This window comes from Corynebacterium sp. HMSC075D04 (assembly GCF_001815635.1).
Taxonomy (GTDB): Bacteria; Actinomycetota; Actinomycetes; order Mycobacteriales; family Mycobacteriaceae; genus Corynebacterium; species Corynebacterium coyleae.
In genome coordinates this window covers 16,449-43,303 of the sequence record NZ_KV821373.1, presented here as the reverse complement: position 1 = coordinate 43,303, position 26,855 = coordinate 16,449, and the positions used below count along the sequence as shown (strand labels likewise).

General features: G+C 61.8%; 31 protein-coding genes and 2 pseudogenes. 12 read left to right on the top strand and 21 right to left on the bottom strand.

All coding sequences use genetic code 11. The features are described 5' to 3' along the window. A pseudogene (locus tag HMPREF3048_RS11930) lies at positions 1-227 on the top strand (hypothetical protein); the annotation flags it as partial. Here HMPREF3048_RS11930 and HMPREF3048_RS11635 read toward each other — a convergent pair. After that, a complete protein-coding gene (locus tag HMPREF3048_RS11635) occupies positions 228-1,457 on the bottom strand; it encodes an MFS transporter (protein ID WP_070614956.1) in 1,230 nt (409 codons plus the stop codon). 91 nt (positions 1,458-1,548) lie between these two features. Here HMPREF3048_RS11635 and HMPREF3048_RS12450 point away from each other — a divergent pair, with 91 nt between their 5' ends. Beyond that, the gene (locus HMPREF3048_RS12450) at positions 1,549-2,226 is read left to right on the top strand and encodes a TetR/AcrR family transcriptional regulator (protein WP_070614954.1); all 678 of its coding nucleotides are present in this window, start codon (positions 1,549-1,551) and stop codon (positions 2,224-2,226) included. 248 nt (positions 2,227-2,474) lie between these two features. On the opposite strand, the gene HMPREF3048_RS11625 is transcribed toward HMPREF3048_RS12450, so the two are convergent. From HMPREF3048_RS11625 to HMPREF3048_RS12600, 4 genes and pseudogenes are all read right to left on the bottom strand, one after another. Then, entirely contained in the window at positions 2,475-2,666 is a 192-nt protein-coding gene (locus tag HMPREF3048_RS11625) for a hypothetical protein (protein ID WP_070495014.1), read from the bottom strand. Positions 2,667-3,094: 428 nt separating this feature from the next. Continuing rightward, on the bottom strand, positions 3,095-3,232 hold the full coding sequence (locus tag HMPREF3048_RS12200) for a type II toxin-antitoxin system VapC family toxin (RefSeq protein WP_141758925.1): 138 nt from the start codon (positions 3,230-3,232) through the stop codon (positions 3,095-3,097). Next, positions 3,233-4,378 (bottom strand): ImmA/IrrE family metallo-endopeptidase, encoded by a 1,146-nt coding sequence (locus HMPREF3048_RS11615; RefSeq protein WP_070614952.1) that lies wholly within the window; start codon positions 4,376-4,378, stop codon positions 3,233-3,235. 385 nt (positions 4,379-4,763) lie between these two features. Then, positions 4,764-4,991: pseudogene (locus HMPREF3048_RS12600) on the bottom strand (glutaredoxin family protein); the annotation flags it as partial. An 85-nt stretch (positions 4,992-5,076) separates the two neighbouring features. Between HMPREF3048_RS12600 and HMPREF3048_RS12595 the strand changes: the two are divergent. Continuing rightward, positions 5,077-5,418 (top strand): HAD family hydrolase, encoded by a 342-nt coding sequence (locus tag HMPREF3048_RS12595; RefSeq protein ID WP_070772463.1) that lies wholly within the window; start codon positions 5,077-5,079, stop codon positions 5,416-5,418. After that, on the top strand, positions 5,411-5,917 hold the full coding sequence (locus tag HMPREF3048_RS11600; protein WP_070772461.1) for a GNAT family N-acetyltransferase: 507 nt from the start codon (positions 5,411-5,413) through the stop codon (positions 5,915-5,917). The genes HMPREF3048_RS12595 and HMPREF3048_RS11600 overlap by 8 nt, the downstream gene beginning before the upstream one ends. A 350-nt stretch (positions 5,918-6,267) precedes the next feature. Here the strand turns inward: HMPREF3048_RS11600 and HMPREF3048_RS11595 are convergent, their stop codons facing one another. Beyond that, complete coding sequence (locus tag HMPREF3048_RS11595) at positions 6,268-7,125, bottom strand: class I SAM-dependent methyltransferase (RefSeq protein ID WP_070772459.1); 858 nt, start codon at positions 7,123-7,125, stop codon at positions 6,268-6,270. Positions 7,126-7,380: 255 nt separating this feature from the next. Here HMPREF3048_RS11595 and HMPREF3048_RS12365 point away from each other — a divergent pair, with 255 nt between their 5' ends. Then, the gene (locus tag HMPREF3048_RS12365) at positions 7,381-7,536 is read left to right on the top strand and encodes a hypothetical protein (RefSeq protein WP_167594490.1); all 156 of its coding nucleotides are present in this window, start codon (positions 7,381-7,383) and stop codon (positions 7,534-7,536) included. A 4-nt stretch (positions 7,537-7,540) separates the two neighbouring features. Here HMPREF3048_RS12365 and HMPREF3048_RS11590 read toward each other — a convergent pair whose 3' ends face one another. Together HMPREF3048_RS11590 and arsB are read right to left on the bottom strand one after the other, a co-directional pair. Beyond that, positions 7,541-7,948, bottom strand: coding sequence for an arsenate-mycothiol transferase ArsC (locus HMPREF3048_RS11590; protein ID WP_070421734.1), 408 nt, complete (start codon positions 7,946-7,948; stop codon positions 7,541-7,543). A gap of 9 nt (positions 7,949-7,957) precedes the next feature. After that, entirely contained in the window at positions 7,958-9,037 is a 1,080-nt protein-coding gene (arsB, locus tag HMPREF3048_RS11585; protein WP_070772457.1) for an ACR3 family arsenite efflux transporter, read from the bottom strand. An 82-nt stretch (positions 9,038-9,119) separates the two neighbouring features. Between arsB and HMPREF3048_RS11580 the strand changes: the two genes are divergently transcribed. Continuing rightward, complete coding sequence (locus tag HMPREF3048_RS11580) at positions 9,120-9,467, top strand: ArsR/SmtB family transcription factor (RefSeq protein ID WP_070421732.1); 348 nt, start codon at positions 9,120-9,122, stop codon at positions 9,465-9,467. A 29-nt stretch (positions 9,468-9,496) separates the two neighbouring features. On the opposite strand, the gene HMPREF3048_RS11575 is transcribed toward HMPREF3048_RS11580, so the two are convergent. The 4 genes from HMPREF3048_RS11575 to HMPREF3048_RS11560 form a co-directional block, all read right to left on the bottom strand. Beyond that, the gene (locus HMPREF3048_RS11575; protein ID WP_070772469.1) at positions 9,497-9,973 is read right to left on the bottom strand and encodes a carboxymuconolactone decarboxylase family protein; all 477 of its coding nucleotides are present in this window, start codon (positions 9,971-9,973) and stop codon (positions 9,497-9,499) included. A gap of 955 nt (positions 9,974-10,928) precedes the next feature. Beyond that, complete coding sequence (locus tag HMPREF3048_RS11570) at positions 10,929-11,621, bottom strand: potassium channel family protein (RefSeq protein WP_070421731.1); 693 nt, start codon at positions 11,619-11,621, stop codon at positions 10,929-10,931. Beyond that, on the bottom strand, positions 11,614-12,990 hold the full coding sequence (locus tag HMPREF3048_RS11565) for a TrkH family potassium uptake protein (RefSeq protein ID WP_070421730.1): 1,377 nt from the start codon (positions 12,988-12,990) through the stop codon (positions 11,614-11,616). Before HMPREF3048_RS11565 ends, HMPREF3048_RS11570 begins: the two co-directional genes overlap by 8 nt. 37 nt (positions 12,991-13,027) lie before the next feature. Continuing rightward, the gene (locus tag HMPREF3048_RS11560; protein ID WP_070772456.1) at positions 13,028-13,867 is read right to left on the bottom strand and encodes a glycosyltransferase; all 840 of its coding nucleotides are present in this window, start codon (positions 13,865-13,867) and stop codon (positions 13,028-13,030) included. 48 nt (positions 13,868-13,915) lie between these two features. On the opposite strand from HMPREF3048_RS11560, the gene HMPREF3048_RS11555 reads away from it, so the two are divergent. The 5 genes from HMPREF3048_RS11555 to HMPREF3048_RS11535 all read left to right on the top strand — a co-directional run bounded on the left by HMPREF3048_RS11555 (position 13,916) and on the right by HMPREF3048_RS11535 (position 18,694). After that, the gene (locus HMPREF3048_RS11555; RefSeq protein ID WP_141758924.1) at positions 13,916-14,902 is read left to right on the top strand and encodes a 1,4-dihydroxy-2-naphthoate polyprenyltransferase; all 987 of its coding nucleotides are present in this window, start codon (positions 13,916-13,918) and stop codon (positions 14,900-14,902) included. A gap of 9 nt (positions 14,903-14,911) precedes the next feature. Next, complete coding sequence (locus HMPREF3048_RS11550) at positions 14,912-15,814, top strand: AEC family transporter (protein WP_070772452.1); 903 nt, start codon at positions 14,912-14,914, stop codon at positions 15,812-15,814. A gap of 73 nt (positions 15,815-15,887) precedes the next feature. After that, positions 15,888-16,877 (top strand): substrate-binding domain-containing protein, encoded by a 990-nt coding sequence (locus HMPREF3048_RS11545; protein WP_070772450.1) that lies wholly within the window; start codon positions 15,888-15,890, stop codon positions 16,875-16,877. After that, on the top strand, positions 16,874-17,935 hold the full coding sequence (locus HMPREF3048_RS11540) for an ABC transporter permease (protein WP_070569721.1): 1,062 nt from the start codon (positions 16,874-16,876) through the stop codon (positions 17,933-17,935). The genes HMPREF3048_RS11545 and HMPREF3048_RS11540 overlap by 4 nt, the downstream gene beginning before the upstream one ends. Further along, complete coding sequence (locus HMPREF3048_RS11535) at positions 17,936-18,694, top strand: ATP-binding cassette domain-containing protein (protein ID WP_070421724.1); 759 nt, start codon at positions 17,936-17,938, stop codon at positions 18,692-18,694. It begins immediately after the preceding gene. 60 nt (positions 18,695-18,754) lie between these two features. On the opposite strand, the gene HMPREF3048_RS11530 is transcribed toward HMPREF3048_RS11535, so the two are convergent. Then, on the bottom strand, positions 18,755-19,066 hold the full coding sequence (locus HMPREF3048_RS11530) for a DUF4229 domain-containing protein (protein WP_070421723.1): 312 nt from the start codon (positions 19,064-19,066) through the stop codon (positions 18,755-18,757). Positions 19,067-19,105: 39 nt separating this feature from the next. On the opposite strand from HMPREF3048_RS11530, the gene HMPREF3048_RS11525 reads away from it, so the two are divergent. Continuing rightward, positions 19,106-19,372, top strand: coding sequence for a hypothetical protein (locus HMPREF3048_RS11525; protein ID WP_070772448.1), 267 nt, complete (start codon positions 19,106-19,108; stop codon positions 19,370-19,372). A 222-nt stretch (positions 19,373-19,594) separates the two neighbouring features. Here HMPREF3048_RS11525 and HMPREF3048_RS11520 read toward each other — a convergent pair whose 3' ends face one another. Genes HMPREF3048_RS11520 through hemL form a run of 8 tightly spaced genes read right to left on the bottom strand, consistent with a single transcriptional unit; the run spans position 19,595 to position 26,847 of the window. Continuing rightward, positions 19,595-19,843, bottom strand: a complete 249-nt coding sequence (locus HMPREF3048_RS11520) for a helix-turn-helix domain-containing protein (protein WP_070421722.1) — start codon at positions 19,841-19,843, stop codon at positions 19,595-19,597. Continuing rightward, on the bottom strand, positions 19,840-20,838 hold the full coding sequence (gene galE, locus HMPREF3048_RS11515) for a UDP-glucose 4-epimerase GalE (protein ID WP_070772446.1): 999 nt from the start codon (positions 20,836-20,838) through the stop codon (positions 19,840-19,842). The genes HMPREF3048_RS11520 and galE overlap by 4 nt, the downstream gene beginning before the upstream one ends. Further along, on the bottom strand, positions 20,838-21,839 hold the full coding sequence (gene ccsB, locus HMPREF3048_RS11510; RefSeq protein WP_070772445.1) for a c-type cytochrome biogenesis protein CcsB: 1,002 nt from the start codon (positions 21,837-21,839) through the stop codon (positions 20,838-20,840). The genes galE and ccsB overlap by 1 nt, the downstream gene beginning before the upstream one ends. Positions 21,840-21,865: 26 nt before the next feature. Continuing rightward, positions 21,866-23,527: a cytochrome c biogenesis protein ResB gene (locus HMPREF3048_RS11505; RefSeq protein ID WP_070772444.1), complete on the bottom strand. Its 1,662-nt coding sequence runs from the start codon at positions 23,525-23,527 to the stop codon at positions 21,866-21,868. After that, positions 23,528-24,301 (bottom strand): cytochrome c biogenesis CcdA family protein, encoded by a 774-nt coding sequence (locus HMPREF3048_RS11500; RefSeq protein ID WP_070772443.1) that lies wholly within the window; start codon positions 24,299-24,301, stop codon positions 23,528-23,530. Then, positions 24,302-24,889 (bottom strand): TlpA family protein disulfide reductase, encoded by a 588-nt coding sequence (locus HMPREF3048_RS11495; protein ID WP_070772441.1) that lies wholly within the window; start codon positions 24,887-24,889, stop codon positions 24,302-24,304. 9 nt (positions 24,890-24,898) lie between these two features. Further along, positions 24,899-25,528: a histidine phosphatase family protein gene (locus tag HMPREF3048_RS11490; protein ID WP_246818906.1), complete on the bottom strand. Its 630-nt coding sequence runs from the start codon at positions 25,526-25,528 to the stop codon at positions 24,899-24,901. Next, positions 25,525-26,847, bottom strand: a complete 1,323-nt coding sequence (gene hemL / locus HMPREF3048_RS11485) for a glutamate-1-semialdehyde 2,1-aminomutase (RefSeq protein ID WP_070772439.1) — start codon at positions 26,845-26,847, stop codon at positions 25,525-25,527. The genes HMPREF3048_RS11490 and hemL overlap by 4 nt, the downstream gene beginning before the upstream one ends. Positions 26,848-26,855: the final 8 nt, after the last annotated feature.

Sequence of the window (26,855 nt, the reverse complement as noted above, 5' to 3'; positions counted from 1 at the left end):
GCAAATGCCTAGGAACAAAACTCGGGGCACTTCACGGTGTTACTAAATCCGTAGTCCTAACAGCTATCGCGTCCCCATTCGTGGCCATGTCTCAGTCGTTTAGCAAGCAGGCGAATACGCTCTGGTACGAGATTTTCGATGTCGTCAAAGACAACTCGCTGGTGGACTACTCGGGGCCGACTCCTGCGGATAACGTGATGGAACGGCTACTTCAGGCACGCTCATAGTTATTGGCGTAGTGCGGGTACGGTGTGGGCGTAGATGACGACCACTGCAATCAAGGCGATACAGACGGCGAAGGGTGCCAGCGGGTTCCACCCGTAAAGGGCGGTCGAAGCCAGCGGGGCAATCGCGTACGCCAACCCATTATTAGCGTTGATGATGCCAGCCACTGCGCCTTGCTCATCTACACTCATCTTCAAGGTTGGGCCAGTGTTGTACCCGGGCATCGCCAGTCCCATACCTACCCCCAGCACGATACACCCGACAACCAGTAAAGCGTGCGAGGAGGTAGGCCAAATGAGCACAGTTGCAACTAGTGTAATGGCCAGACCAGTACGTAAAAGCTTCGCTGCTCCCCACCCTGTCTTTGGAGCAATCACCGCTTGGGCAATGATCATGGTCACGCCCATGATGGTCAGGTAAATCGCGGAAATACCTGCGGTCGCAGTTGCCGACAGGGCGAAGCGGTCTTGGACAGTGAATCCAAAAATCGTAGCAACAGAAGAAAACACAAGAAACATCACCAGACCAGTTGCTAGCCAGGGAGCTACACGCGGATCAGTGAAGCGAATCCGTTGAGGCTTTGCAAAAAGTTGCCCTCGGCTTTGAGGTGCGAAACTCACCAAGAGAACAACCAGACCAATCACCATCACAACGGGCATGACCACCAAGGGCAAGAGCAGGCCACCAGCAGCGGCTAACACACCTCCAGTAACACCTCCAACAATGGAGGCCATCCCTTGAGCCGCTCCAATCATGCCCAGTGCTTTTACCCGCCCGTTCTCGCTGGCAGCATGCGTGACCAGGTGGGCTTGCGCGGTCGGGGCGATCGCTGAAATCCCTCCACCATAGAGCAAACCACGAGTGATCACAACACCAAAAACTAGTCCGACACCGCCAACTACCTGGTTCATCCCCAGGTAGGAGACAATACCGAAGGCGCTCAAAGCGATGATCGCGATCACAAGCCCGGCCGCGAGTACACGTTTAGCGCCGACACGTTGGGAAGCTCGCCCCCAATAAGCACTCAAGCTCGCTAGTACAATCGCTGCCAAAGAGATAGTGGCGCCAATATGCCATTCCCGCAATCCCATCTGTCGTGACAGTGGCGCGATGATCGGATTGAGAATCATTTGCCCCATAAAGGCGAGAAAAACGATTCCCACTACCAGGTTCGCTTGCGCTCCTGGATCAATAGAGCTCTGTGTCGGCTTATTACTACGAGGGTCGGGCATCACTACACTCCATTACTAGAACACTGTTTCACTTAGGGATATTGTAGAATGGTGTTCTAGTAAGGGTCAAGTAATAAGTTAGGGTCACCTTATGAACACTGTGCCAACGGGGCGAAGGGCTGGGCTATCACGCGAGCTGATTGTCAAACAAGCTGTACAGTTAAGCGCGATCAGTGGCGTTGAGGGATGGTCAGTACGGGACATTGCCCGTGAACTGGGCGTGGTTCCCTCAGTGATTTATCATTATTTTCCAAACAAGGAAGCCATTTGTGATGCTGTTGTAGACCGGGTATGTGTCGGGATTGAAGTTCCCGACCCGGACCTTGAATGGAAAGCCTGGTTTCGAGCTATGGCTCACAATCTACGCCCCGCATTGTTAGCATATCCGGGGATTACCGACAGGTTCGCGCGGGGCAAGTTCACCGAACAGTTTTTGCCGATGATCGATGGAGCCTGGGCCAAACTACAAGAAGCTGGGTTTGGTGACAATTCGCCTGTGGCCTACACAATTATCGCGAACTCGATCATCCACACGATCGGAGCGAGAAACCTGCGCGCATCCAATCAAATCCAGCCTCGCCACAACCTGCACGAAATGCTTGTCAGGCTTGAGCCTATGATGGCTCAATCTGTTGGACTGACCAGTATTGTCAACTCTTACCTGGAGCCTCTCTCACACCCTGATGAAGAAGAAGCGATGTCCGAGGAATACTACGACCTCGTCATCGATGTGATCCTAGACGGCATCGAACACACCCTGCTGCCTTAACTCTGACCCACTTCTCAATCATCGTCTTAGTGAGCGTCCGCACAGCTGTGTACTTCAACACAGCGGATGTAGCCCAGTTGATAAGCCGGGTCAGTTCACGTTCACCCCTCGCGTTCTCATGGTCACGGAGACGGTTAAGTAGTTCTTCCTGATACGGATTATTCATGGTGTGCCCTTCATCCAGGTATGGGTAAAGGGAGCCAAGGCACACACCCTGACCCCCTTCGCTGCCTGCTACGGGCTAGCGTCTACTCGGTAGCACCCGCCGTGGTCGGCTCCACCACATCCTGTTCAGCCGTCGCCAGCACCTCCGGGCGGAACACGGAACCGCCGTACACCTGGAGGCCCGTAATCGCACGGGTGAAACGGAACGGCAGCATGGACGATTCCGCCACCTCCGTGATCTGGTAGCCGAACGCGGTAGCCATCGGGTGGCCCACAATGACACCTCACGGCCCGCCACCGTCGGCACCGTCGGCGCGGAAATGATGCGGAACCCGAGCAGGCGACCAATCTCACCGTTCAAGAGATTGCTGTTGTTCACTGCCTTGTCCAGGCGCTCGTCGTACAGCAACGCCGATTCCATCTCGGGGCCAACCATCACGAAACGGTCAGTCTTCGGAACCGAAGTGGCGTTGAGTTTCTTACGCAGCGCCACCAGCGTCTTGTACGCGTCCTTCTTCTCAATGTCGAGCGGGAGGGTGCCCACCTTGTTGGAGTTCTTCACTCCGTCCTTCATGAGCTTGCCGATGTAGGTATCGACCTGCTCGGACATGCCTTCCACTGCCTCGCTGACTGCCCCCGGCTTCACGTCCAGAGCAGACTGGACGGAAGATACCAGCGGAATCTTGAAGTTAAAGTAATCGCCCTAGTCGATCTTGAACTTGCGGTCGCCGAACTCAAGGTCTTCAACAACCATGTCTTCGGACTCGTCGTACGATTCAAAAATGTCTCGCGGACGGTGATTGAACGCACCGATCACGATATTCGTATCGATGAGGTACACCTATGCGACCTCCTGCATACGAGTAACCGCATTCTTCAGCGTCGCAGTCTTTGCAATGCCCAGTTGGCGCGAAGCTTCCTCTTGAGAAATTGCGCCATCTGCATATTCGCCGGTTACTGTGTCCAAGAACCGGCCACCCAGCCGAGACTTCAACGTGACGAAGAAGTCACCGCCTCCACTAACAATCGGAGGCGTAGGGTTCGAGGGACGTTGCCGAAGGAATTCCTGCACTTGTGGTTTGCCAAGGCGGCGCTGCCCCACAAGGGACCACAGTGTCGTATCCGCGCTTACCCGGTACGCATCGTATGCCCATTCAGTGATGTGTTTCAGATCGGGATTTCTGTCCCATTCCTGCAACAACGCATGCTGCGGCAGAAGCAGGGCAGCTGCAAACCTGTTACACCATCGCTCTACATCGTGATGATCGTTCATGGCTCCAGTGAGCCCTTCTGCAGCGAGTAGCACGTGGCCTAGCTCGTGAGCAAGGCTAAAGTACTGCCCAACTTTGTAATCACTGCCGTTGATGAAGATCAAGGGGTAAGCACCATCGAGCAGTGTGAAAGCACGAAACTCGTCGATGTCGAGTTTGCGGTGGTTGTTATTTCCAAGTACGGAGTTTCGCATCACCAAGACACCGCAGTGCTCAATTGCCTCCGCTAATTCCAGCACATTCTCTCGACCAGTAGCCGCCCTGCCTGGCTTCCATCCAGCATCGGCGAGCTGAGGAAGTAATGCACGCACGGCATCGTCCGGGTTATCACGTAATGTCCATTCGCCACCGAAGCATGGGGGCTCAATGCCTTCTGCACGAGCAAATTCGGCGTACCAACCCAAACGCCGCTCACAGGCGTAAATCGTTTCCTTCAATTCCGGGCTGAACTCGGTTACTTTCTTACTGTCTACGGTGCGGAAATCTGGAAAATCCGGTTGGTCATCCGTGGGGTCGTCGAGAAGCAAGTATCCAAACGGGATACAAGCAAGCGATGCCAAGTGCTGGGCCTGACGCAACGTCGGGGATACCTCCCCTTCCAGCCATTGCCGGACCAACCGAAAATCGCTTTTTTGGGCAAGTTCTTCAACCGTGACGCCGGTCCGCTGTAGGGCCCAACGCAACGTCGGTGCTGCAATGTCGATTCGAACAGTCATCACTCACCTCCCGCTAGTTACGTAGTTTTTACCTTAGCGGAGGAGCCCAGCAAACATCTCCGGGGAGCTACAGCTATCAAATTGATACAAACGAGTTTTCATGCCTGCGGAACTAGCCTCGCTCATGCTAGGGTTCATGTCAATCGTTCAGCCCGCCTCCGAGCCAAGCTCAGAGTGTGGGCTGGATTTCTTATTGCAATCTGGCGGATCCCTTCGTACTCCGGCGTCGCCCGCACCGTCACCGCGCTGACCTGAGTTGGTCGACGGGAAGGGGTCGATGCGAAGCTCGGCCCCACCCCCGGAGTGCACTGCTACGCCCGTCATCGACGGACCGGGAACGAACATAACAACATAAAAACGAAAGAACCCCCAGCGTTGGAAAGAGGAGCTCGGCTTCAAGGTCTGCGTTGTCTACTTCCCAGCATGCAAACTCCTCCTCATCAATGACGACAACCGGCACGCGATCGCCGTATTGGGCGGCGTTGTCGGGGTCCAGGTCGACGTCGACAAGCACTAGCTCCGTGTCACACTTCTCCACCACCGGAGCGATCTGCGCCTCCACCCGCTCGCACGAACCGCACGTGGAGCGCACCATCAGCTCGACCGTCTTCATCGCAACTCGTCTTCATCGTGCCTACGTCGCTCGCCCTTGTATGATTGCTCACGCTAACACCGCCACCGAAAGAGTCACGATTGCCATGTCAGAACAGCGGGAATTCCTTGCACAATGGTCAGTCTCTCAAGGAAACCTCCGCCGCTTCCTTGAGGACCTACTGCAGCAACACGATCTCAAGCAGTGCACCGCCTACTCCGACAGCATCAACGACCTCCCCATGCTTGAGATGGTCGGCTCCCCCGTTGCCGTCAATCCGGACCGTGCGCTGCGCCGCCACGCGAAAGCCCAAGGCTGGGCCGTCCGCGACTACCGTCCGGTGCGCCGCGCCGTACGCCTGTCCACCCTGCCGGTACTGAGTGCCGCGGGTGAGTTCTCTTTGTGGCGGTTGTGGAGCAAGCGGCAGGACAGGACTCACCATGTCTGATGCGTTTGCCCTGCACACCCCGCGGCTTGAGTTGTCGGTGCCTACACATGCGGATATCGATGCCATTTTTGCGATTCACTCAGATCCCCGCACCTACGAGCACCGCCCCGAGCTGACAATGAAGACCCGCGATGAGGCTGTCGAGCTTGCGCGCTCGTGGCAGAACAATTGGGCTGAGCAGCAGTTGGGCTACTACACGGTACGCACCCTCGACCGCGCGACCATCGGCTTTACCGGGGTACGACACAGCGAGGAAGCCGACGAAGAAGTCCTGAACCTCTACTACCGGTTCGCACCCGAATCGCAAGGCCAGGGCTACGCCAAGGAAGCCGCAGCCGCCGCGATTGCGAGCGCCCGCGAGCGCTTCCCGACGTTCCCCATCGTTGCCATCATCGACCCTGTGAATGAGGCGTCGATTGGCCTAGCTGTGAGGCTCGGACTTGCGCATGTTCCCGGAGCGGGCGTTCCCGGCGACTACGAGGTGTACCGGCTTTCCTAGGTGGGAAAGTCCGCGTTGGTTGGGACTGTTCGGTGGGTATTGGGGCACGCACGGTTATTGATACTCAAAACCACCGGCGAGGGCCCCTCCTCAACAGAACACTAGCTAGATACCGAGGAAGCCTCTTCACGTTGGTGTCCACTCTTGAGTGGTTTGCTATGAGCTGAGTATAACGAAAAACTGCAGTCCTCGGCTCTCTCCTGATTTATGGAGGGTCAACGGCTGCAGTGTGGACACGAGAATATCGCAGATGGTTTTTAGATACAACCCTTCGGTGAACCTCGACTATCGCCTCCCGTGTCCTTTTGGGTTTGCCTGCCCACCGAAGGTTCGTCGATAGGCAAAGGCTCTTAGGGCTTTGTTGCGGTAATGGCGAATTGGAGTGGTAGGCGCTCGGGATTATCGCGGAGGATGAAACCGCGGGAGTCTTCGACCATCAGCTCCGGCCACGGGCACCACGCGGAGTACGGAGTTTCCTCAAGAGCGGTGACGGTCAGCCCCGCGTCGATGAGCGCAGTAACAATTTCGCCGAGAGAGTGGTTCCACTGATGGTTGCGTGGGCTAGCAAGTTTTGGCGCTCCTGGAGTGGTGACGTAGCTTTCCACGTCCTCCCAGGTGAGCGGATCAGGCATTTCAAAATACGGCTGCTCAATGCGCAGACCTTGGGAAACGTCCTCTCCGATTGTCATGAACATGGGGTGGTCGTCGCGGATGAAAAACATGCCGCCGGGAGCGAGCAGCTTTGCGACGACCTCCGCCCATCGACGCACCTGCGGAAGCCAGCACAGCACACCTGCGGAGGTGTAGACGAGATCGAATTCGCCGTCGACCGCTTCTCGAGCGTCATAGACGTTGCTCTGGATAAACTCCACGTCCGCGTCGGCTTGGGCGGCGAATTCGCGGGCGTATTTGAGTGACTCCGCAGAGAGATCCACGCCGATGACTCGGGAGGCTCCGCGGCGGGCAAATCCGATGGTGTCGGTGCCCACGTGGCATTGCAGGTGACACACGGACTTCCCGGTGAGGTCGCCGAAGCGGTCAATGTCCACCGCGAGGACATCGCTAATAGCTGCCTTGTCCGCGATCAACTCATCTTTACCGCCGTAGCTGCCGAACATGTGGGCGTGGGCCCGTGAATCCCAGTTGGCTTGGTTATCCGCGAACCAGGAAGCGGTCTCGGACCGCGGTGAGTTAGTCTCCGCGTGCATCGTTACTCCCTCCTACGTCTCATTCCGTTGCCTGAGTTACGCAACTTTAGTTATATTGAAATCAATCGAGACCCCCTCCGAGCTTCCCGTAAGATCAGCGTCATATGAGAGGGGGGCTTTTACCTCGCGGTTACGGCGGCTTCACCCTCATACCGGAACGGCATCGCACGTCCTAAACATTCTTGAGCTTGCGGCTTCGCCCCCGCTTTCCACTCACAAAGCACAACCATGTAATTCGTGCCACAATGCGGCGGTGTGAGGATCGAGAAGCAACGCTCCCGAAAACCGTCTAGTAATCCGAAGTACGCAACCTCCCCCTCCACCACCCACTACCGCGGCACGTCGCCGGCGCGCATGCAGGCGACGAGGTTGCGCAACAAGCAGCGAATCCCGATGATCCCGGCGTACTAGGGCGCTACAGGAGTTCGTCGATAAGCGAGCGCACGCGATTGTCAATGTCGTCGCGCACAAGACGCATGCGCTGCATGCCCTCGATGCCGCGGTGCGAGGGTTCGTCGATACGCCAGCGCTCCAGCGTGCCGCGGGCGTCGTCGGGCATGTCTACCTGCGCGTCTTCGCCGAGCACCACGACGCGATCAACGCTGCGCAGCAGTTCGGGATCGATGGGTTTGGGCGTGCCGTGCGACATGTCGGCGCCGGCCTCCGCGATCGCCTCGACGGATTCCTGATTCAGCGACGTACCAGGTTTGGTGCCAGCGGAGTGGATGCCGAGCTGGCTACCCGCGTGCTTCTCTGCGAGCGCCGCCGCCATCTGGGACTTGCCGCCGTTGCCGACGCACACAAACAGGACTGAGGGCTTCATAACGCCTCCTTAGGACAACTTGGGCAAGGTGGGATCGCCCGGGAACAGTTTCGGGCCGATCCCACGCATGAGGTAGACGAGGCCGACGAGGATAGGGATCTCGATAAGCGGCCCGATCGTGCCCGCCAACGCCTGGGCGGACGTGGCGCCGAACGTGCCGATCGCAACGGCGATGGCCAACTCGAAGTTGTTGCCCGCCGCGGTAAAGGACACGGACGCGGACTGGGCGTAGCCCATCCCGGATGCCTTGGACACCACGAGTGCGATAGCGAACATGCCGACGAAGTAGCACAGCAGCGGGATCGCCACACGTGCCACCGTCCACGGTTGAGAGAGGATCTGGTCGCCTTGCAACGAGAAGAGCAGGACGATTGTGTACAGCAGGCCGATCAGCGCGAGCGGGGAGATCCGAGGCAGGAAGGTGTTTTCGTACCAGTCGCGGCCCTTGGTGCGCTCACCGATGATGCGAGACAGCAGCCCGGCGAGCAGCGGTATGCCCAAAAAGACCAGGACAGAGGACACGATCGCCCAGAAGGAGAACTCCACCGAGGTGGTCTCCAAACCCAGCCAGCTCGGCAGGATTTGTAGGTAGAACCAGCCGAGTACCCCGAACATGAGAACCTGGAACACCGAGTTGATGGCCACAAGCACTGCGGTGGCTTCACGGTCGGCGCAAGACAGGTCCGACCACACCAGCACCATGGCGATGCAGCGGGCGAGGCCGACGATGATTAATCCGGTGCGCAGCTCCGGCTCATCCGGCAGGAAAATCCAGGCGAGCGCAAACATGAACGCGGGGCCGACGATCCAGTTCAAGATGATGGACACGGTCATTAACCGTTTGTCGGTGGCAATCTCGCGGGTTTTGTCGTAGCGCACCTTGGCCAAGGGCGGGTACATCATGACCAGCAGGCCGAGCGCGATCGGAAGCGAGATGCTTCCGACTTCGAGACTCTCAAGTGCGCCCGAAAGTCCCGGCACTGCCCGTCCAAGAGCGAGGCCCGCCACCATGGCGAGCATGATCCACACTGGTAGGAAACGGTCAAGAAACGACATACGCTCTACTGGCTGAGAGGTTGTGTCTTCCATCTGGAATCCTTATCTATTGACAGCATTCAAAACGAACACTAAGCCTCATATTTATCACCGTCAATATGACGAGGTAGGAAGCATGAAGGATTACGTCGCCACTACAGAAAACACTGACCTCGACTGCTGCTCACTGGGCTCCGGCTTGCTCTCCGAAGACGACGCGACGCGCTACTCAGCCCTATTCAAAGTTTTAGCGGACCCCGGACGGCTACAACTTCTCTCCAGAATCGCCGAAGAGGGCTGCGAGCCGATGAGCGTGGGCGAACTCACGCAACGCTCCGGGCTAAGCCAACCGACAGTTTCCCACCACCTCAAAATGCTTACCGAGGCCGGCCTCCTAGAAAAGAGCCGCCAGGGCAGGACGGTCATACACCGGCTGCGCCCGGAGCTGTTCCAGGAACTTCGCACCGTGCTGCAGATGGACTGAGACTAACGGGCGCAGGGCTTCAATGTTTGTCATTCATTACCGAGGTCAAACGCGTCGACTCGTGAAAGGCTTCGTGGATCCATCCGGGTGGTGATGGCGATGCGGTTCCACGCGTTGATTGCGACAATCGCCATCAATACGTTTCGTGCTTCCTTCTCGCCGAGGTGCTCTTCGACACGATCCCAGAGCTCATCAGGAACGGAGCTCTCGCCGTTGATTCTCGTCACTGCATCGGTCAGTTCGAGAACGGCTCGTTCCTTTTCGGTGAACTGCTCGCGATTGTCGGTCCAGTTCTCCGCCTGCGAGACGCGTTCCTTGGACCAGCCATCTTTCCTGGCGTCACGCCGGTGCATTGCCAGGCAGTAAACACATTGGTTTAGCGCGGATGCACGAAGTTGGACGAGGTGTGACGCGTCCTTTTCAACCCGTGCACGCACATAGGTTTCCAGGCCTAGCATCGGAGCGTAAGCAACTTTGGGGATCGGCTTGCGGGGTGTGTGCGACATGCCACGACGGTACACATCAACTCCCCTTACTGTTGCGACCGGTTATTTGGTAGCAGTGTCGTGACTATCCGGTAGCGCTTCAGTGAGTATCCGGTAGCGGCTCAAATTGCATTCGGTGATGGTTCCCGTATCCGCTTCATTCGGGTGCGGCTCGTTCCGGATGAAGTCCGCTTTTGAAATTGGAGCTATGCCGCGGAAGCCTCTACTGTCGGCGCGACTCTTCGGCACTAAATTGAACCCAGCCCGGTTGCAGTTCACCTCGCTTCAGGAGCGGCCCAAGCCCATCCTTGATGCACGACGCTTCGGGGGAGTTGGTACCGCGGTTCCGCGTAGTTGGTACCGGTGCTCCGCGTACTTGGTACTGCAGGGCGCTTTCATAGTTCATGCTTCAAGTACCGTGTTTCGGTGAAGCTGTGACAGCGCGACCTGTCATAAGAAGGAGACGCCTGGAGCCTGCTCGCGAACTGCACCGCTGTCTCGATTCCAGGCCGACAACAGTGGTCGTGGGACTTTCTGGGGAGCCCGGGCCCCGAGCGTTCTCAGCACCGAAGACTCGCTGGACCGTTGTGGGCAGTTGCGAATAACGCTGACGGAGAGCCGGCTGCAACATAGCGGACACCGAAGCCGCATAGAAGTCTTCACCATGCGCAAGGACACCCCCAGTGGCCTGCTCGAACGAGTAATGCCTGCAGCCGGGGTCATACAGTCGGCCCGGCTCGGCTGTCCAGGTACCAACTACTCGGAACGCAGCAGTACCGAGCCCTCGGAGCGCCGGCATCAAACCCGCCCCTGTCAACGCGGCCATCCCTGGATCCTTGACAGACCCGCCGCCCGTGCCGAGCCTAGGCGAGCCTCCGCTACCGGATACTCACTCAGGCGCTACCAGATACTCACCACACCGCTACCATTTCAGTCTTCTAAACACCCCCCTTACACCGCAGCAGAAACAGACCACCTACAGCTGTGAGAACCGCTCCAGGTCGTCGGGCGCACCGGCAAGCACGACCAGGTCGGAAGCGGTCAGTTCCATGCCTGGTGCGAATGGGTGCCACTGGCCTGAGCCGTTGCGCACTGACACCACTTGCACGCGGTGTTTGTCCCAGAGACGCGAGGCGTCGCAGGGGCCGTCGAGTAGCGGGCGTGGCGGGACCATCTTGATCACGCCGTAATTCTCGGCAAGTTCGGCGAAGTCCTGGAAGCGTCCGCCGAGCAGGTGGGCGACGCGGCGGCCGGTGTCGTGCTCTGGGCGGACGACGTGGGCGACGCCGAGGCGTTGCAGGATGCGGGCGTGGGATTCGGAGTCGGCTTTGGCCCAGATGTCAGGTACGCCGAGATCGACAAGGTTCGAGGCGGTGAGGATAGATGCCTCGAGCGCGGAGCCGATGCCGATGACGGCACGTTCCACTTCTTGGACACCGAGTTGGCGCAGGGCTTCGAGGTCGGTGGTGTCGGCCACGATGGCGTCGGTAAGCAATGGCGCATGATCGCGCACGAGTCGCTCATCAACGTCGATGCCGAGGACCTCTACGCCGTGGCGGGTCAGTTCGTGGGCAAGCGCGCCACCGAAGCGGCCGAGGCCGATGACCACAACCGGTGGGATGTCGATGCGTTGTTTGCTCCGCAACAGGGAGCCGGGGAAGCTAGCCAATGAAAGGCCTTTCTACTGGGTAGTCGTACCTGCGCACGACGTTACGGGCGGCAAGCGCCGCCACGAGAGTGAACGGGCCAATGCGCCCGAGGTACATCAAAAGACACAGCACGAGTTGGGAGGGCACGCTTAGCGACGAGGTAATGCCCGTGGATAGGCCTGTCGTGGCAAAGGCTGACATGACCTCGAAGCTGATTTGGTCCGCGGTGAACTGGGGGTCGAACACCCGGAGCGCGGCCACGCCGAGGGTGACCGCAGTAACGCCTGCGGCGGCGACCGTCATGGCCTGGCGGACCACCGACTTTGGGACGGTGCGTTTGCCCACGGTGGTCTGGTCACGCCCGCCAAACTCAGCTGCCATGGCGGCAATCAGCACGATCGCGGTGGTGATCTTGATGCCACCCGCGGTACCTGCGGAGCCGCCGCCGATAAACATGTAGATGTCGGTGACCATGAGCGTGATCGGGTGGGCGTCGGCGTAGTCGATGGAATTGAACCCGGCGGTACGCGGGGTGACGCCGCTGAAGAACGCGTTGAGGAGCTTCGTGCCCGTGGACATGTCTGCAAGGAATCCTCGCCACTCCAGCACGGCGATGAGCGCCATGGCGGAGAGCACCAGAAACGTTGTGCCAGCAAGGGTAATGCGGGTGGTTACTGAAAGTCTCCGGGCGCTGACTGGTGTGCCGCGCAGCAGGCCGCGGAAGCGCTCCCGGCTGCGGCCAACCAACTCGGAAAGCACCGGGTAGCCGAGCCCGCCGATCATCAGCGCGCCTGCCAGCGGCAGGAGGATCCAGCCGTCCGAGTTGTACGAGATCAGGCTGTCCGAGCGCAGCCCAAACCCGGCGTTGTTAAACGCGGAAATTGCGTGGAAGATCCCCTCGCCCGCCGCGCTGAGGACCGGCATGTCGTATTCGACCATGAAGCGGAAGAACAGGATCACTGCAACAAACAGTTCGAAGGCGAAGGTGAGCAATAGCGTAGCGACGAGCGTGGCACGCACCCCGCCTTCCAAAATCGGACGCCCTTCAGCAGCCGTAGAGTAGCGCGACCGCAACTTCACTCGGCCAGTCAGCAGCATGCCGGTCAGCGAGGCAATACTCATGATGCCCAGGCCGCCGACCTGGATCAGCGTGATAACGATGACGCGGCCCGCGATACTCCAGTGGCTGCCGGTATCCACCGTGACCAGGCCCGTCAGCGATGTGGCGGACGTGGCGGTAAACAAGGCATCCATGAACGGCGTTGCTGTGCCGTCGGCTGAGGCGAACGGCATGCACAACAACGCAGTGCCGAACGCGATCAGTACGAGAAAACCCAGCGCAGTCAGCTGCGCCGGACGGAACCACCGTGGGGTGGATGGTGTGCTCACGCGTAAAAGCGTAGTCCTCCACCGCCGTGTACACCCACTACACAGCAGCGAGGAGCAGGTTCACGTCCTTCTCGGTGTAGGTTGCGGCGATTTGGGTGTCGTTGCCGCCGGCGAGGTTGTCGCGGGACAGGCGCACGCGTTGGGAGCCGGGCACGAGCGGGAACGAGGCGGGGCGGTCCGCCACCTGGCGGACGGGGAATCCGGCGCGAAGCGCACAGTGGTTGAGCCAGACGTCGTCGGCGCGCGGCGTGACGTCGAGAAACGCTGTGCCGCGGGAGGCGACGAACTCCACCATGTTCGGTGGGTACAGCACGCCGTCCACGCCGGTGGCGAAGTTCAGGTGAGATGGCTCGGTGGTGCGGACGGGGCGCCACTTTTTGTAGGGGGCGATGGTGTCGCAATCAAGCGTGATGCGGTGGGCGCGAAACGCGGTGACGTTCGACGGGTCGGCTGCGTTGGTGAGGGTGGTGGCGAAGTTGCGGGGGTAGAGGACGTCGTCGTCAACCGTGATCACGCTGTGGCCGGGCAGTTCCTGGAAGGTACCGAAATACTTCGTGTGGGGGCCGAGGCCGCCGGGGGACTTATGGACGTGCAGGCCGCGGTCCACAAGCCCGCGCAAGGTAGCGGGCCACGGTGCATGAAAGTCCGCCGGGTCGAGCCACAAATGCACCGGCAGGCGCTTCGTGCCCACAAGAAGCGAGGCGATCGCGGACGCTGCCGACTTCACCCTCGAACCATGTGTGGTCAGGGAGATGACGGTATCTCCGCTGGTGGGGAAGGCAATATCGGCGTGTTGCGCGGCGTGGTTCAGGATTGGCAGCCGCCAGAACGCGCTCGTCGCCACGAGCCCTTGGCGCACGGCATAGTCAATCCACATGGCGAACTACCCTAGCCCACCGCAACGCAAGGGTGCATGATGGAGTGCATGACTGATTCCGCCGCATTGCACCACTGGTGGGAGGCCGCACGCCCCCACACCTGGCCAAACGCCTTCGCCCCCGTCATCGCCGGCACCGGCGCCGCCGCCCTCTACGGGCTCGCGGACCTGGAGTACGCAATCTTGGCGTTCATCGTGGCGTGGGCGCTGATCATCGGCGTGAACTTTGCCAACGACTACTCCGACGGCATCCGCGGCACCGACGAGGACCGCACCGGCCCGACGCGCCTCACCGCAGCCGGGCTTGCGGAGCCGGAGCATGTGAAGCTCGCCGCGTTTGCATCATTCGCGGTGGCTGCCGTGTTTGGCATCATCCTCTCCATCGCCTCGGGCGCGTGGTGGCTCATCCTGGTTGGCGCGCTGTGCATCGCCGCGGCCTGGTTCTACACCGGCGGCAAAAGCCCCTACGGCTACTCCGGCTTAGGTGAAGTGTCCGTGTTTATCTTCTTCGGACTGGTCGCCGTGATTGGTACGGCGTTTACGCAGACCGGGTTCGTGTCATGGGAGGCCCTCCTGTGCGCCATCGCGGTGGGTGCGATCTCCGCGTCGGTGAACCTGGCCAACAACATCCGCGACATCCCCACCGATGCCGAGGCCGGGAAGCGCACGCTTGCAGTGCGGCTTGGCGACGACAACTCGCGCCGCCTCTTCACCTTCCTGACCCTGGTCCCGTTCGTGATGTCGATCGTGCTGGCGACTGCCGCAACACCGGCGTTGGCGGCGTTCATTGCCCTGCCGTTTGCGGTGGCGTCGATAATGAAGGTGCGCAGCGGCGCTGAAGGCAAGGACCTCATCCCGGTGCTGGGCATGAACGGCAAGGCGATGCTGATCTGGTCGGTGGTGACAGCCCTGGCCATGGCGTCGGTGGGCTCAGCGATTTTCGGCGGCGCGGGCGAGCCCGTGCCGTACACCTCCGACATGCCGAACGAGAGCGATTTCGGGTGGAGTGAGTACGTCCCGAAGGAGACGTTCTAAGGTAACGGCATGCTTGACGTCCTTACCGGTTTTGCCATCATCTTCACTGTCATCGCAGCGGGGTGGTGGCTTGCTCACAAAGGCGTCATTGGACCGGGCGAGCAACGTCTACAGCTCAACCGCATCGCGTTCTACGTGGCCACCCCGGCGCTGATCTTCTCCTCAGTGGCGGTCTCGGACACGGACGCGTTTTTCTCCCCGGTCATTTTGGTCATCGCGATTGCCACGGTGGCCACGATGATCATCTACTGGATCATCAGCGCCGTGTGGTTCAAGCAGGACACGGCGGAGACGATGGCGGGTGCGGCGTCGTCGAGTTACTACAACTCGGTCAACATCGGCCTGCCCATTGCCACGTATGTGCTGGGCGATCCGACGTACGTCATCCCGGCGCTGGTGCTGCAGATGGCGGTGCTCTCCCCCATCGTTATCGCAGGTCTGGACCGCGGCGCGTCGGGCGTGCTCAAGTCGGTCCTTGCTGGTCTGACCGCCCCGGTTGTTGTTGCGGCTTTCGCCGGTTTTGCCGTGTCCGCGTCCTCGTGGACCGTGCCCGAACCAGTGCTGACCCCCTTGGAAATCCTCGGCGGCGCCTCCATCCCGCTGATCCTCATGAGTTTCGGCGCGTCGCTCACGGGCGAGAAGGTCCTCCAGAGCCACCGCTTACCGACGATCACCGCTACCGCCCTCAAACTCATCGGCATGCCGGCGGTGGCGTGGGTCGTCGCTACGCAAATGGGCTTGACCGGCAGCGACATGTACGCCACCCTGATCCTGTGTGCGCTGCCGACCGCCCAGAACGTGTACAACTACGCGGCCACGTACCGCTCCGGCGAAGTAATTTGCCGCGACACCGTCTTCCTCACCACTTTCCTGGCGCTACCTGCAATGTTGCTTATTGCGGGAGTCTTCTGAGTCGGCCCGCGGCGCTGCCTGTGACGCTGCCCATGACCTTGACAAATAGGGTGCTTTGGATCACACTCTTGTAATGCTCAAGGCACGGAAAACACTCGTTGCCGCAGCGCTGATGGCTGCGACGATGCTCGCCGGGTGCTCGTCGACAGGCGGCGCCCCGCGAGCAGAAAACACCGAAGACACCGCCGGCGGCGTAGACACCCCGCGCTACGTCGTCGCCATGGTCACCCACGGCGCACCGGGCGACACCTACTGGGACCTCGTGCGCAAGGGCGCCGAGGACGCAGCCAAAAAAGACAACATCGAGCTGCGCTACTCCTCCGACCCGCAGGCCCCCAACCAGGCGAACCTGGTGCGCTCTGCCGTGGACGCCGGTGTGGACGGCATCGCCGTGACCATGCCGAACGCCGAGGCCATCGGCCCAGCAGCCCGCAACGCCGTTGATCACGGCATCCCCGTGGTGGGCCTCAACGCCGGCATGAGCAAGTACCAGGACTACGGCATGACCGGCTTCTTCGGCCAAGACGAAACCGTGGCGGGCAACGCCGCCGGCGAGCGCCTCAAGGAAGAAGGCAAGAAGAAGGTCCTGTGCATCATCCATGAGCAGGGCAACTCCTCGCAGGAAGCGCGTTGCGACGGCGTGCGTAACGGCCTCGGCGGCGACGTCGAACTGCTCTACGTCAACGGCCAGGACCTCACCTCCGTGCAGTCCACGATCACCTCGAAGCTGTCGCAGGACAAGAGCTTCGACACTGTGTTTGCCCTCCAAGCGCCGGTGGCCATGCGTGCGACGGAGTCCGTGAAACAGTCCGGCTCCGAGGCGCAGGTTGCCACCTTTGACACCAACGCCGAGCTTGTCGACGCCATCGCCGACGGCCGCGTCGCCTTCGCCGTCGACCAGCAGCCGTACCTGCAGGGTTACCTTGCCGTGGATTCACTGTGGATCGCGAAACGCAACGGCGGCACCCTCGGTGGAGGTCGTCCGGTGTACACCGGGCCGTCGTTCGTCGATAAGTCGAACGTGGACAAGGTCGCTGAGGCTGCGAAGGCAGGTATGCGATGAGCACTGCCGTCACAGCCGACGAGTCGCGCGAGGAATCGACCTCCGGCGACGACCGACTACGCACCCACACCGGCCTAGCCAAACTCATCCGGCGCCCCGAGTTCGCGTCCCTACTCGGCTTCATCGCCATCTTCGCGTTCTTCCTGTCAGTCGCGCCCGCATTCCGTTCCTTTGAAGCGTTTGCGACCACGTTGTACGCGTCGTCGACACTGGGCATCGTGGCACTCGCCGTCGGACTGCTCATGATCGGCGGGGAATTCGACCTGTCCTCAGGCGTCGCCGTCACCACCGCCGCGCTCGCCGCTACGATGCTGAACTACAACCTGCACCTCAACTCGTGGGTCGGCGCCTTCATGGCTTTGGGCATCTCCCTGGCCATCGGCGCACTCAACGGCTACCTGGTCACACGCACCGGCATCGAGAGCTTCCTGATCACCCTGGCGGCCTTCCTCATGCTGCAGGGCCTCAACCTCGCCTTAACTAAGTTCATCACCGGCCAGGTGGCCACGCCGACCATCGCCGACATGGAGGGCTTCCCGTCCGCCCGCAAGGTCTTCGCCGGCACCTTCAACATCGGCGACGTCACCCTCAACGTGACCGTCCTGTGGTGGATCCTGTTCGTCGCCATCGCATCGTTCGTGCTATTTCGCACCAAGTTCGGCAACTGGATCACCGCAGTCGGCGGCGACCAGGACGCAGCCCGCGCCGTCGGCGTGCCGGTTCGCCGCGTGAAGATCCTGCTGTTCATGGGCGTCGGCTTCGCCGCCTGGTTCGTCGGCATGCACACTCTGTTCGCCTTCGACTCCATCCAAGCCGGCCAAGGCGTGGGCAACGAATTCCTCTACATCATCGCCGCCGTCATCGGTGGCTGCGCCATGACCGGCGGCCGCGGCACCGCAGTGGGCACCGCCATCGGCGCGCTGATCTTCGGCCTGACCAACCAGGGCATCGTCTACGCCGGCTGGAACCCCGACTGGTTCAAGTTCTTCCTCGGCGCAACGCTGCTCTTCGCCGTGTTCACCAACACGTCCTTCGCCAAATACACCAAGGGGCGCTAAGTGGCTGTCATTGAACTGAAAAACATCACCAAGTCCTACGGCAGCTTCGACGCCCTGCGCGGCGTGAACCTGACCGTCCGTGAAGGCGAAGTCACCTGCGTCCTCGGCGACAACGGCGCCGGCAAGTCCACGCTGATCAAGATCCTTGCCGGGCTCCACCAGCCCACATCGGGCGAATTGCTTATCGACGACACTCCCACCACCTTCACCTCCCCCCGCGACTCCATCGACACCGGCATCGCCACCGTGCACCAAACGCTCGCGATCGTCGACGAGTTAAGCGTGTGGCGCAACTTCTTCCTCGGCCAGGAACTCACCGGCCGCTTCGGTGCACTCCGCGACACCGAAATGAAACAGATCTGCGCCGAACAACTCCGCGAAATGGGCATCGACATCCCCGACGTCGACGTCGACGCCGGCAACCTCTCCGGCGGCCAACGCCAGGTCGTCGCCATCGCACGTGCCGTCTACTTCGGCGCCCGCGTGCTTATTCTCGACGAGCCCACCGCCGCCCTCGGCGTCAAACAATCCGGCGTGGTCCTACGCTTCGTGGCGGCCGCCCGCGACCGCGGCATCGCCGTCGTCTTAGTCACCCACAACCCCCACCACGCCTACCTGGTCGGCGACCACTTCACCATCCTGAAACTCGGCCGCCAGGAGCTCGATGAGCCCCGCGAGAACGTCACCCTCGACGAACTCACCCACCAAATGGCCGGCGGCGGCGAACTCGAGGCGCTCAGCCACGAACTCGGCCGCTAGCGACGGCTATCGGCGCCCTGGCTGCTCGCGCCGACTGTCCGCGCTGCGCTGCCGGCGCCTCTAGCGGTCCGCGAGCTCGCTCTGGATCCACTCCTTGCGAGCATCGCGCTGACGCTTCAGCTCCGCCACCGCCGCGTTCGCCTCCAACCGCTGACGCTTAAACACCAGCATGGACAGCGGGAACGCCACGATAAGGGCAAGGAGGGCGGACATGATGACGGGCACGGGGGCGTCGATAAGCACTGCAAAGAGCTGAATCACAACTGTCAGCGCAATGAACAACACCAACCGCAACACGCCATACACCGCGACCGCCCTATTCGCGCGCGACTTAGCCTGCGGATCTACCTGCGGAGAAGTTTCCTCATTCACATGGCTAACCCTAACCGGCGGGCAAGTATGTTTAAAACCATGGGAAGATTGCTACTCCTTGCACTGATCATCCTGGCCGTCATCCTCATGTGGAAAGCGTTCGGCCCCGGCTCCGCGCAGCGCTACGGCAGCCAGCGCGGCCTCCAGGAACCCCAAAAGCCGGTCATTAAAGGTCCTGACGATGACGAAGAGTTCCTCTGGAGCATCGAGAAGAACCGGTTCAAGGAGCGCCGCGCCCGCGAAGAAGCCGAACGCAAGCGCCGCGAGGATGAAGAACGCCGCCGGCGCCGCGGTGAACTGGACTAGGGGCGGGTTTGCAAATAGTTCCCCGCCCGGGAACTTTCTTGGGTTTGGGAGGAGAAATATTTCACTTCCCCCAGGTCGGTTTTTGAGATCGCGCAAATAGTTCCCGGGTTCCGGCGCGGGCGTGGAACTATTTGTCCCTCCCTGACAGATTTTGCGAAATCTGTCAGGGCCGATTTCTGACCAGGCGCAATGCGGCGCGCTGACAGATTCCGGCGGAAAGTGTCAGTCCGACTCCGCCAGGACAACCTTCAGGCCCAGGGTGTGGGCCACCGAGATGACCTTCTCCCACCGAACGCCGGCGCCGCCGTGCTCGATGGTGTGCAGGGTGGAGCGGGACACGCCGGCGGCGTCGGCGACGTCCTGCTGCAAACGCCCCGAAGCGCGGCGCCTGGAGGCAATCTGCTCGCCGAGGGCGATGAGCACCGGATCGTCGCTGGCGGGTTTACCCTGCTTGTTGCGGGGTTTGGTCATCGGTTGGCCTCGTGTTCCAGAACGGCGGGGAGTTTCTCAGACCAGGCCAGGGAGTCGCGCACCCCGTCGGCGATGGAGCGTTCGGGGGTCCAGCCCAACACGTCGTGGGCTTTGTCGGTGCGGGTAGCGCAGCCGACTACGTCGCCGGGGCGGGCCGGGCCGGTGGCCACGGACAGTGGGGTGCCGGTGGCCTCACCGAAGGCCTCGGCGAGTTCGAAGACGGTGGTGCCCTGGCCGGTGCCGAGGTTGATGACGTCGTAGCCGGTGGAGATGTCGTCGAAACGCTGCAGGCAGGCGACGTGGGCGCGGGCGAGGTCCCAAACGTGGATGTAGTCGCGCAGGCCGGAGCCGTCACGGGTCGGCCAATCAACGCCGGTGACGGTGAAGGTCTCGCCGGCGCGGTAGGCGGAGATCATCTTGCCCAACGCATGGGACGGGACCGGGTTCTGCAGGCCTGTGCGCAGGGCCGGGTCGGCGCCGATGGGGTTGAAGTAGCGCAGGGCGATGGCGTTGAGGTGGCCGGTGGCGGTGTCGTCGCGAAGCACTCGCTCCAACAACCACTTCGACGCGGAGTAGGGGCTTTGCGGGTCGACGGGGCTGGTTTCGTCGACCATGTAGTCGGGGCCCGGCTCGTACATGGACGCGGTGGACGACAGGATGAAGCGGCGCACGCCGAAGCGCTCCATGACGGACAGCAGCGTGATGGATTTGGCCACGTTGTTGTCGTAGTACACCAAAGGCTGCTCGACGGACTCGGGGACGACGATCTTGGCGGCGCAGTGGATCACCGCGAAGATATCGGGATGGTCCGTGAACACGCGCTCCAGCAAGGCAACATCAGCGACGTCGCCCTCGTAGCAGGCGAAGCGCTCGCCGAAGGTGCGCAGGCCGGTAGAGAAATCGTCCAGAATTACCGGCGTGATGCCGGCATCATCGCAGCAGGACGCAATTGTAGACCCGATGTAACCGGCACCGCCGGTGATCAGCACCTTCACTAGTTCAGCCCTGCGTAGGAGTGCAGACCCGCGATCACGGTGTTGACGTAGGTCATGTTGAAGATTGTCATCGCCATGGCGAACACGTTAATCCACGCCGCTGCGGTGGACTTCCAGCCGGCGGTAGCGCGGGCGTGGAGGTAGGCGGCGTAGAGGATCCAGGTGATCATGGAGACGGTTTCCTTCGCGTCCCAACCCCAGAAGCGGCCCCAGGCTACCTCGGCCCAGATGGCGCCGAAGACGATGCCGATGCCGAAAAGCGGCAGGGTGACCACGGCGGTCTTGTAGGCCATCTGGTCAAGCGTCTTCGCGGACGGCAGCGGGCGTGCAATAGCGCCGAAGAAGCCGTGCTCTTCGCCGCGGGGCTGCCACATGCGCAGCAGGTACAGCAGGGCGAACACTCCGGAAACCAAGCCGATGGATGCGCCGATCGCCGCGGAGGACACGTGGACCGGCAGCCAGTAGGACTGCAGGGCCGGCACCACCGGGGCGGCCTGCATGTGGAACACCGTGGAGTTGAGGAACATCGCGATGACCATTGGGAACAGCAGCCACGGCCAGATGGTGTGCCAGCCCTTGCGCTGCACCACCACGGCGGCAACGACCATGATCACAGCGGTCATGAACAGGATGTACTCGTACAGGTTGCCCAACGGGAAACGCTTCGCGCCGAGGCCACGGGTGATAAACGCCACCACGTGCAGCGCCACACCTACCCAGACCAGTGCCTGGGTCATGCCGGCCCACTTGCGGGCGCTGGCCACCTTGGCGGTGTACTCCGAGTCGTCGAGCGCCGATTGCGTATCGACGACATCCGGCCCGCCAGCTCCCACCAGCACCTTCTTCTCGGCCTTCTCCGCCAGGGCTTCGCGGCGGACGTCGATGACTGCCGTGACGCGTCCGTAGTAGATGAAGGACATGATCAGCGCCACGATGTAGATGATGAATGCGGTGCGGAATGTCAGGTCGGACAGCTCCGCCATGGTGGTGTTGACAAGCATAGGTCTTAACCTACTCCACCAGGCACCTATTTTCCAAGGTCATAGGGGTCAAATTCTTCCTCGTCTTCGCGACGTTCGAGGTGTGAATCGTCGCTAAGAAGCTCTGCTGCGAGCTCGTCGAACTCGCGTCCCCACCCCGCGCGGTCCGTGCGGGCGAGGCCGGCGATCTCCACGACGGTGTGGCCCGGCGTGTCGGACGGGTGCAGGCGGACCCAGATGCGGCGGCGTTTAATCGCCAGCGAGCCGGCGAGTGCGAGCAGCATGACGGTGGAGGCGATCAGCGCCCAGATCTGGGTGGTGTCGCGCGAGATTTGGTAGTTGGCGTATTCGGCGGCGCCGTCGAAACGCACCTTCACCTCGCCGCCGTCGGTGTCCACGGTGGCTTCGGAGCCCGGGGTCAGCTGGACGCGGGTGACTTTCTGCAGCAGGCCTTCGGCGACGAGCGCCTGGTCGAGCGTGAAGATGTTCTGCGGGCGGCCGGTATCCAGGCCGGCGTCACCGACGTAGACGTCGACGGAAATCGCCGGGTCATCCATCGTGGGGAAGGCGGACTGCAACTGGTCGCCGTTCGGGCCGGTCCAGTTGGCGGTGGGCGCGAAGTTGCCCTCGATGGCGATCTGGTTCTTGCGGCGCTCCCCCAAATCCGGGTACATGCCGGCCGGTGGATCGAAACGCATCACGCCAGACGACAGGAACGTGGTCACGTCCGTGGGGCGGAACTGCACCATCTGGGTACGGGTCTCCCCGTTCGGCCAGGTGATGGTGATCTGCGGGGCGAAGCCGTGGCCTTGCAGGTAGATGCGGTCGCCGTTGATGCGCAGCGGGCCGTTGACGGTCAGGGTGGCGCGATCCCATTCGTCCTGCGGCGCGTTGAGGTCGTCGGTGTAGGTCACGTCCGAGGAGAACTCGTTGGCTTGGCCGTTGTTGAGGTATTTCGCCTTGAAGTCTTGTGATTCGAAGCAGAAGGGGGTCAGGCCGGTGCCGTCGAAAAATGGCCCGGCGCGGAACACGTCGAAGTTGGCGGGCGAGGTGTTGCAGAACACGCGGGGCTGTTCGACGGGGATGGCGTTTTCGTGCTCGGAGTTGGTGATCACGATGGCCTGGCCCTCGTAAAACACCATGCGGCCTGCGGCGAAGGCGACGATCATGCCGACGATGCCGATGTGGAAGATCAGGTTCATCAACTCACGCGTGTAGCCGCGTTCCGCCGAGATGGAGAACACGCCCGCGCGGTCCTCGTCGGGTTGGTATTCGGCGACGTGCCAGCGCTTGAGCTTGTCGCGCACTTGCTTTGCGACGACCCCCTCGTCCCCCTCAACCACACCCTCCGTATGCATTGGCATGCGGGACAGGTAGCGCGGAGCGCGGGTCGGCTTGGCGTTGTAGGCCCGCCAGTGGTCCATGGAGCGCGGGATGATGCAGCCGATCAGGGAGATGACCAGCAACAGCACGATGGCAACAAACCAGGTGGAGTTGAAGACGTCGAAGAGCTGCAGGCGGTCGTAGATGGGCCCCATGGTGGGGTTGGCGCGCAGGTAGTCGTCGACAAGCGTTGCACTGACTTGGCGCTGCGGCAGCAGAGCGCCCGGCACGGACGCGAGCGCGAGGATGAACAGCAGCATCAGCGCGGTGCGCATGCTGGTGAGCCAGTGCCACGACTTGCGCAGCCAGGTTTGTGCCGTCTTCATTTAGATGATCGTCCCTCCGAAACCGTCGACGAGTTGGCGCGACCAACCGACGAACGCATCCCATGCGCCGGTGAGCAGCATGATGCCGACTGCGATCATGGCGATGCCGCCGGCGATCTGGATGGCGCGCGAGTGCTTGCTTAAGAAGTCGATGGAGCGCACAGCTTTCGACGAGCCGAGCGCGACCAACAAAAATGGCAACCCAAGGCCGAGGCAGTACGCGATGACGAGCAACACGCCGCGAGCCGCGGTGAGGCCCTGGGTGCCAACCGACACCGAGATGATCGACGCCAACGTCGGCCCCAAACACGGCGTCCACCCCAGCGCGAACACACCGCCGAGCAGCGGCGCACCAAGGATCGTGGTCCACTTTTTGGGCTGCATGCGGGTGTCGTTTTGCAGCGCCGGCACCGCACCCATGAACACCAGGCCCATGAGGATGGTGACCACCCCGCCGATGCGGGTGAGCGTCTGGGCGTTGAGCGCGATCGCGCTGGCCGCGCCGAACACCGTGACCGTGGCCAGCAGGAACACAACCGTGAACCCGGCGACGAACAACGTAGCCGCACCGGCGACCGCCCAGTGTTTGCGGGCCACGCGCGGGCCTTTGTCGTCCATGGTCATCTCGCCGCCGACCACGCCGGTCAGATACGAGATGTAGCCCGGCACCAGCGGGATCACGCACGGGGATGCGAACGACACCAACCCGGCCAGCGCGGCAGCAAGCAGGCCGAACAGCAGTGGGCCGTCGGTGACGATGTCGGCAAGGCCCACCTAAGCCTCCCCGGCGAGACGGTCGACGACCTCGATCAAGTCATCCGCGGTCACCCCGCGCAGGAACACCGCGGCCGGACGGTGTTGCTTGTCCAGCACGATCGTGGTCGGGATCACCGAGGACGGCACGCCACCGAGCGATGCGGCGGTCTTAAACGGCGGGTCGTAGATGGACGGGTAGGTCACGCCGTTGTCTTTGACGAAGTCCCGGGCAATTTCCGCGTTGCTGTCGCGCACGTTGATGCCCAGCACGGTGCCCTGCCCGTTGGCCTGCAGGTGCTGCTGGATCTCCTCGAGGTCATCCACCTCCGCACGGCACGGCGCGCACCACTGGCCCCAGGCGTTGAGCACCACGATCTGGTTCTCAAAATCCGACAGTGCGATCGTCTGGTCTGGCTCCATGAGGGACTCGCCCTCAAAACCGACAAGGGGCTTGCGCTCCGCCTCGTCGTAGGTGATCTCCGTCTGGCCACCTGGGGAGTGGAACGAGAAGGTTCCGCCCTGGTCCGCCGACGAGCTCGAGCAGGCCGAAAGCGCCAGCGCCGCCGCGCAGCACGCAGTGGCGATAAGCTTCCGCTTCTTCGTCATGGTGTCTACCTAGATCTCCTGGGCTGGGGTGTTGTAGGCCCAGTCAACAACACGGCCACCTTCAAACACAAGTGACGTCACGCTGGCCAGGTCGCACTGGCGGCTCATGTGCGCCAGCGTCTTACCCTGCACCTGGCGCTGCACCATGACAATGGGCAGCTGGTGGCTGACCATGACGGCCTCGTGGCCTTCGGCGATGTCGCGGGCGTCGATCACGGCGTCCCACATGCGCTCCAAGATGGCGTCGTAGGACTCGCCCCAGCTCGGTTTGAACGGGTTGGTCATGTGGCGCCAGCGGATCGGATTGGCCAACTGGGTGCGCCAGCCCTTGGTGCGCAGGCCCTCAAAGGTGTTGCCAGCCTCAAGGATGTCCTCGCGCGTCTGGATCTCGCAGCCAGTCACCTCCGCGATCGGCTGTGCGGTTTCCTGCGCGCGCTCGAGCGGGCTCGCCGCCAGGTACGTCACGTCGCGGCCCTCAAAGAACTTCGAGGTGACCAGCGCCATGGACTTGCCTCGCGACGACAAGTGGTAGCCCGGCATCCGCCCGTAGAGGATCTTCTTCGGGTTGTAGACCTCCCCGTGGCGTACCAGGTGCACAATCGTCCGGGACTGCCCGCCCGGGTTCAACGCGTCGCTCACTCCGGCGCCACCGCCTGGGCGGCTGCCTTCGCCGCGGCACCGAGGGCGTCCTCGATGCGGCCGAAGTCCTCGTCGGTCAGCGCGGTGGAGACGAACCAGGTCTCGAACGCGCTCGGCGGTGCGTACACGCCAGCGTCCAGCAGGGCGTGGAAGAACGGTGCGTAACGGAACGTGTCCGCTGCCTGCATGTCGGCGAAGTTGCGGCCCTCGCCCTCAGCAAAACGCACGGACAGCATGGTCGCGGCGCGCTGGATGTGGTGGGCGACGCCTTCACGGATGAGGGCGTCGTGAAGCAGCTGCGCGAGCGTATCCGCGTTGCGGTTCAGCGTCGGGTAAATGTTCTCGTTGGCCAGACGCAGCGATGCCAGGCCGGACGCCATGGCAACCGGGTTACCGGACAGGGTGCCTGCCTGGTAGACGGGGCCGTTCGGCGCGAGCTTCTCCATAATGTCGCGGCGACCACCGAACGCGGCTGCCGGCAGGCCGCCGGAGATGACCTTGCCAAAGGTGGTCAGGTCGCCGGCGACGTTATCCACGCCGTACCAACCGGAGTAGGACGTGCGGAAGCCGGTCATCACTTCGTCGAGAATGAGCAGCGCGCCGTTAAGGTGTGCGACCTCCTTGAGCTTCGCGTTGAAGTCGTTCTGCGGCGCGACGGTGCCCATGTTGCCGGCGGCGGCCTCGGTGATGATCGCCGCGATCTGACCCTCGTTCTCACGGAAGGCGCGCTCGACGGCCTCGATGTCGTTGTACGGCACGACGATGGTGTCCGCAGCCTGCGCACCGGTTACACCCGGCGAATCCGGCAGGGAGAACGTTGCAATGCCGGAGCCCGCAGACGCCAACAGCGCGTCGACGTGGCCGTGGTAGCAGCCCTCGAACTTCAGAATCTTCGGACGGCCGGTGAAGCCGCGGGCGAGGCGCACAGCAGACATGGTGGCCTCGGTGCCGGAGTTGACCATGCGCACCTCATCCACGGACGTGCGGGAGACGATGTGCTCGGCGATCTCCACCTCAGCCTCCGTCGGCGCACCGAAGCTCAGGCCGTTAACCAGGGCCTTCTCTACCGCCTCGATGATCTCCGGGTGGGCATTGCCGTGCACCATCGGGCCCCAGGAACAGACGAGGTCGACGTACTTGTTGCCGTCGACGTCGATAAGTTGCGAGCCATGCGCACTCTGGATGAAGCGAGTCTGGCCGCCAACCGAGCCAAACCCGCGCACAGGCGAGTTCACCCCGCCCGGTGTGAAACGTTGCGCGCGCTCGAACAATTCGGCCGAACGCTGCGTATTGCCTGAAGTCGGGTTCTGGGAAGTCATGGTTGTCT

Coding starts and splice junctions, on each gene's coding strand:
- HMPREF3048_RS11555 (WP_141758924.1), top strand. CDS start 13,916: ATGACTGATTCCGCCGCATTGCACCACTGGTGGGAGGCCGCACGCCCC.
- HMPREF3048_RS11600 (WP_070772461.1), top strand. CDS start 5,411: ATGTCTGATGCGTTTGCCCTGCACACCCCGCGGCTTGAGTTGTCGGTG.
- HMPREF3048_RS11595 (WP_070772459.1), bottom strand. CDS start 7,125: ATGCACGCGGAGACTAACTCACCGCGGTCCGAGACCGCTTCCTGGTTC.
- arsB (WP_070772457.1), bottom strand. CDS start 9,037: ATGGAAGACACAACCTCTCAGCCAGTAGAGCGTATGTCGTTTCTTGAC.
- HMPREF3048_RS11545 (WP_070772450.1), top strand. CDS start 15,888: ATGCTCAAGGCACGGAAAACACTCGTTGCCGCAGCGCTGATGGCTGCG.
- HMPREF3048_RS11560 (WP_070772456.1), bottom strand. CDS start 13,867: ATGTGGATTGACTATGCCGTGCGCCAAGGGCTCGTGGCGACGAGCGCG.
- HMPREF3048_RS11525 (WP_070772448.1), top strand. CDS start 19,106: ATGGGAAGATTGCTACTCCTTGCACTGATCATCCTGGCCGTCATCCTC.
- HMPREF3048_RS11505 (WP_070772444.1), bottom strand. CDS start 23,527: ATGAAGACGGCACAAACCTGGCTGCGCAAGTCGTGGCACTGGCTCACC.
- HMPREF3048_RS11580 (WP_070421732.1), top strand. CDS start 9,120: ATGAAGGATTACGTCGCCACTACAGAAAACACTGACCTCGACTGCTGC.
- HMPREF3048_RS11550 (WP_070772452.1), top strand. CDS start 14,912: ATGCTTGACGTCCTTACCGGTTTTGCCATCATCTTCACTGTCATCGCA.
- HMPREF3048_RS11495 (WP_070772441.1), bottom strand. CDS start 24,889: ATGACGAAGAAGCGGAAGCTTATCGCCACTGCGTGCTGCGCGGCGGCG.
- HMPREF3048_RS11575 (WP_070772469.1), bottom strand. CDS start 9,973: ATGTCGCACACACCCCGCAAGCCGATCCCCAAAGTTGCTTACGCTCCG.
- HMPREF3048_RS12595 (WP_070772463.1), top strand. CDS start 5,077: ATGTCAGAACAGCGGGAATTCCTTGCACAATGGTCAGTCTCTCAAGGA.
- HMPREF3048_RS11590 (WP_070421734.1), bottom strand. CDS start 7,948: ATGAAGCCCTCAGTCCTGTTTGTGTGCGTCGGCAACGGCGGCAAGTCC.
- HMPREF3048_RS11540 (WP_070569721.1), top strand. CDS start 16,874: ATGAGCACTGCCGTCACAGCCGACGAGTCGCGCGAGGAATCGACCTCC.
- hemL (WP_070772439.1), bottom strand. CDS start 26,847: ATGACTTCCCAGAACCCGACTTCAGGCAATACGCAGCGTTCGGCCGAA.
- ccsB (WP_070772445.1), bottom strand. CDS start 21,839: ATGCTTGTCAACACCACCATGGCGGAGCTGTCCGACCTGACATTCCGC.
- HMPREF3048_RS11520 (WP_070421722.1), bottom strand. CDS start 19,843: ATGACCAAACCCCGCAACAAGCAGGGTAAACCCGCCAGCGACGATCCG.
- HMPREF3048_RS11615 (WP_070614952.1), bottom strand. CDS start 4,378: ATGACTGTTCGAATCGACATTGCAGCACCGACGTTGCGTTGGGCCCTA.
- HMPREF3048_RS12450 (WP_070614954.1), top strand. CDS start 1,549: ATGAACACTGTGCCAACGGGGCGAAGGGCTGGGCTATCACGCGAGCTG.
- HMPREF3048_RS11635 (WP_070614956.1), bottom strand. CDS start 1,457: ATGCCCGACCCTCGTAGTAATAAGCCGACACAGAGCTCTATTGATCCA.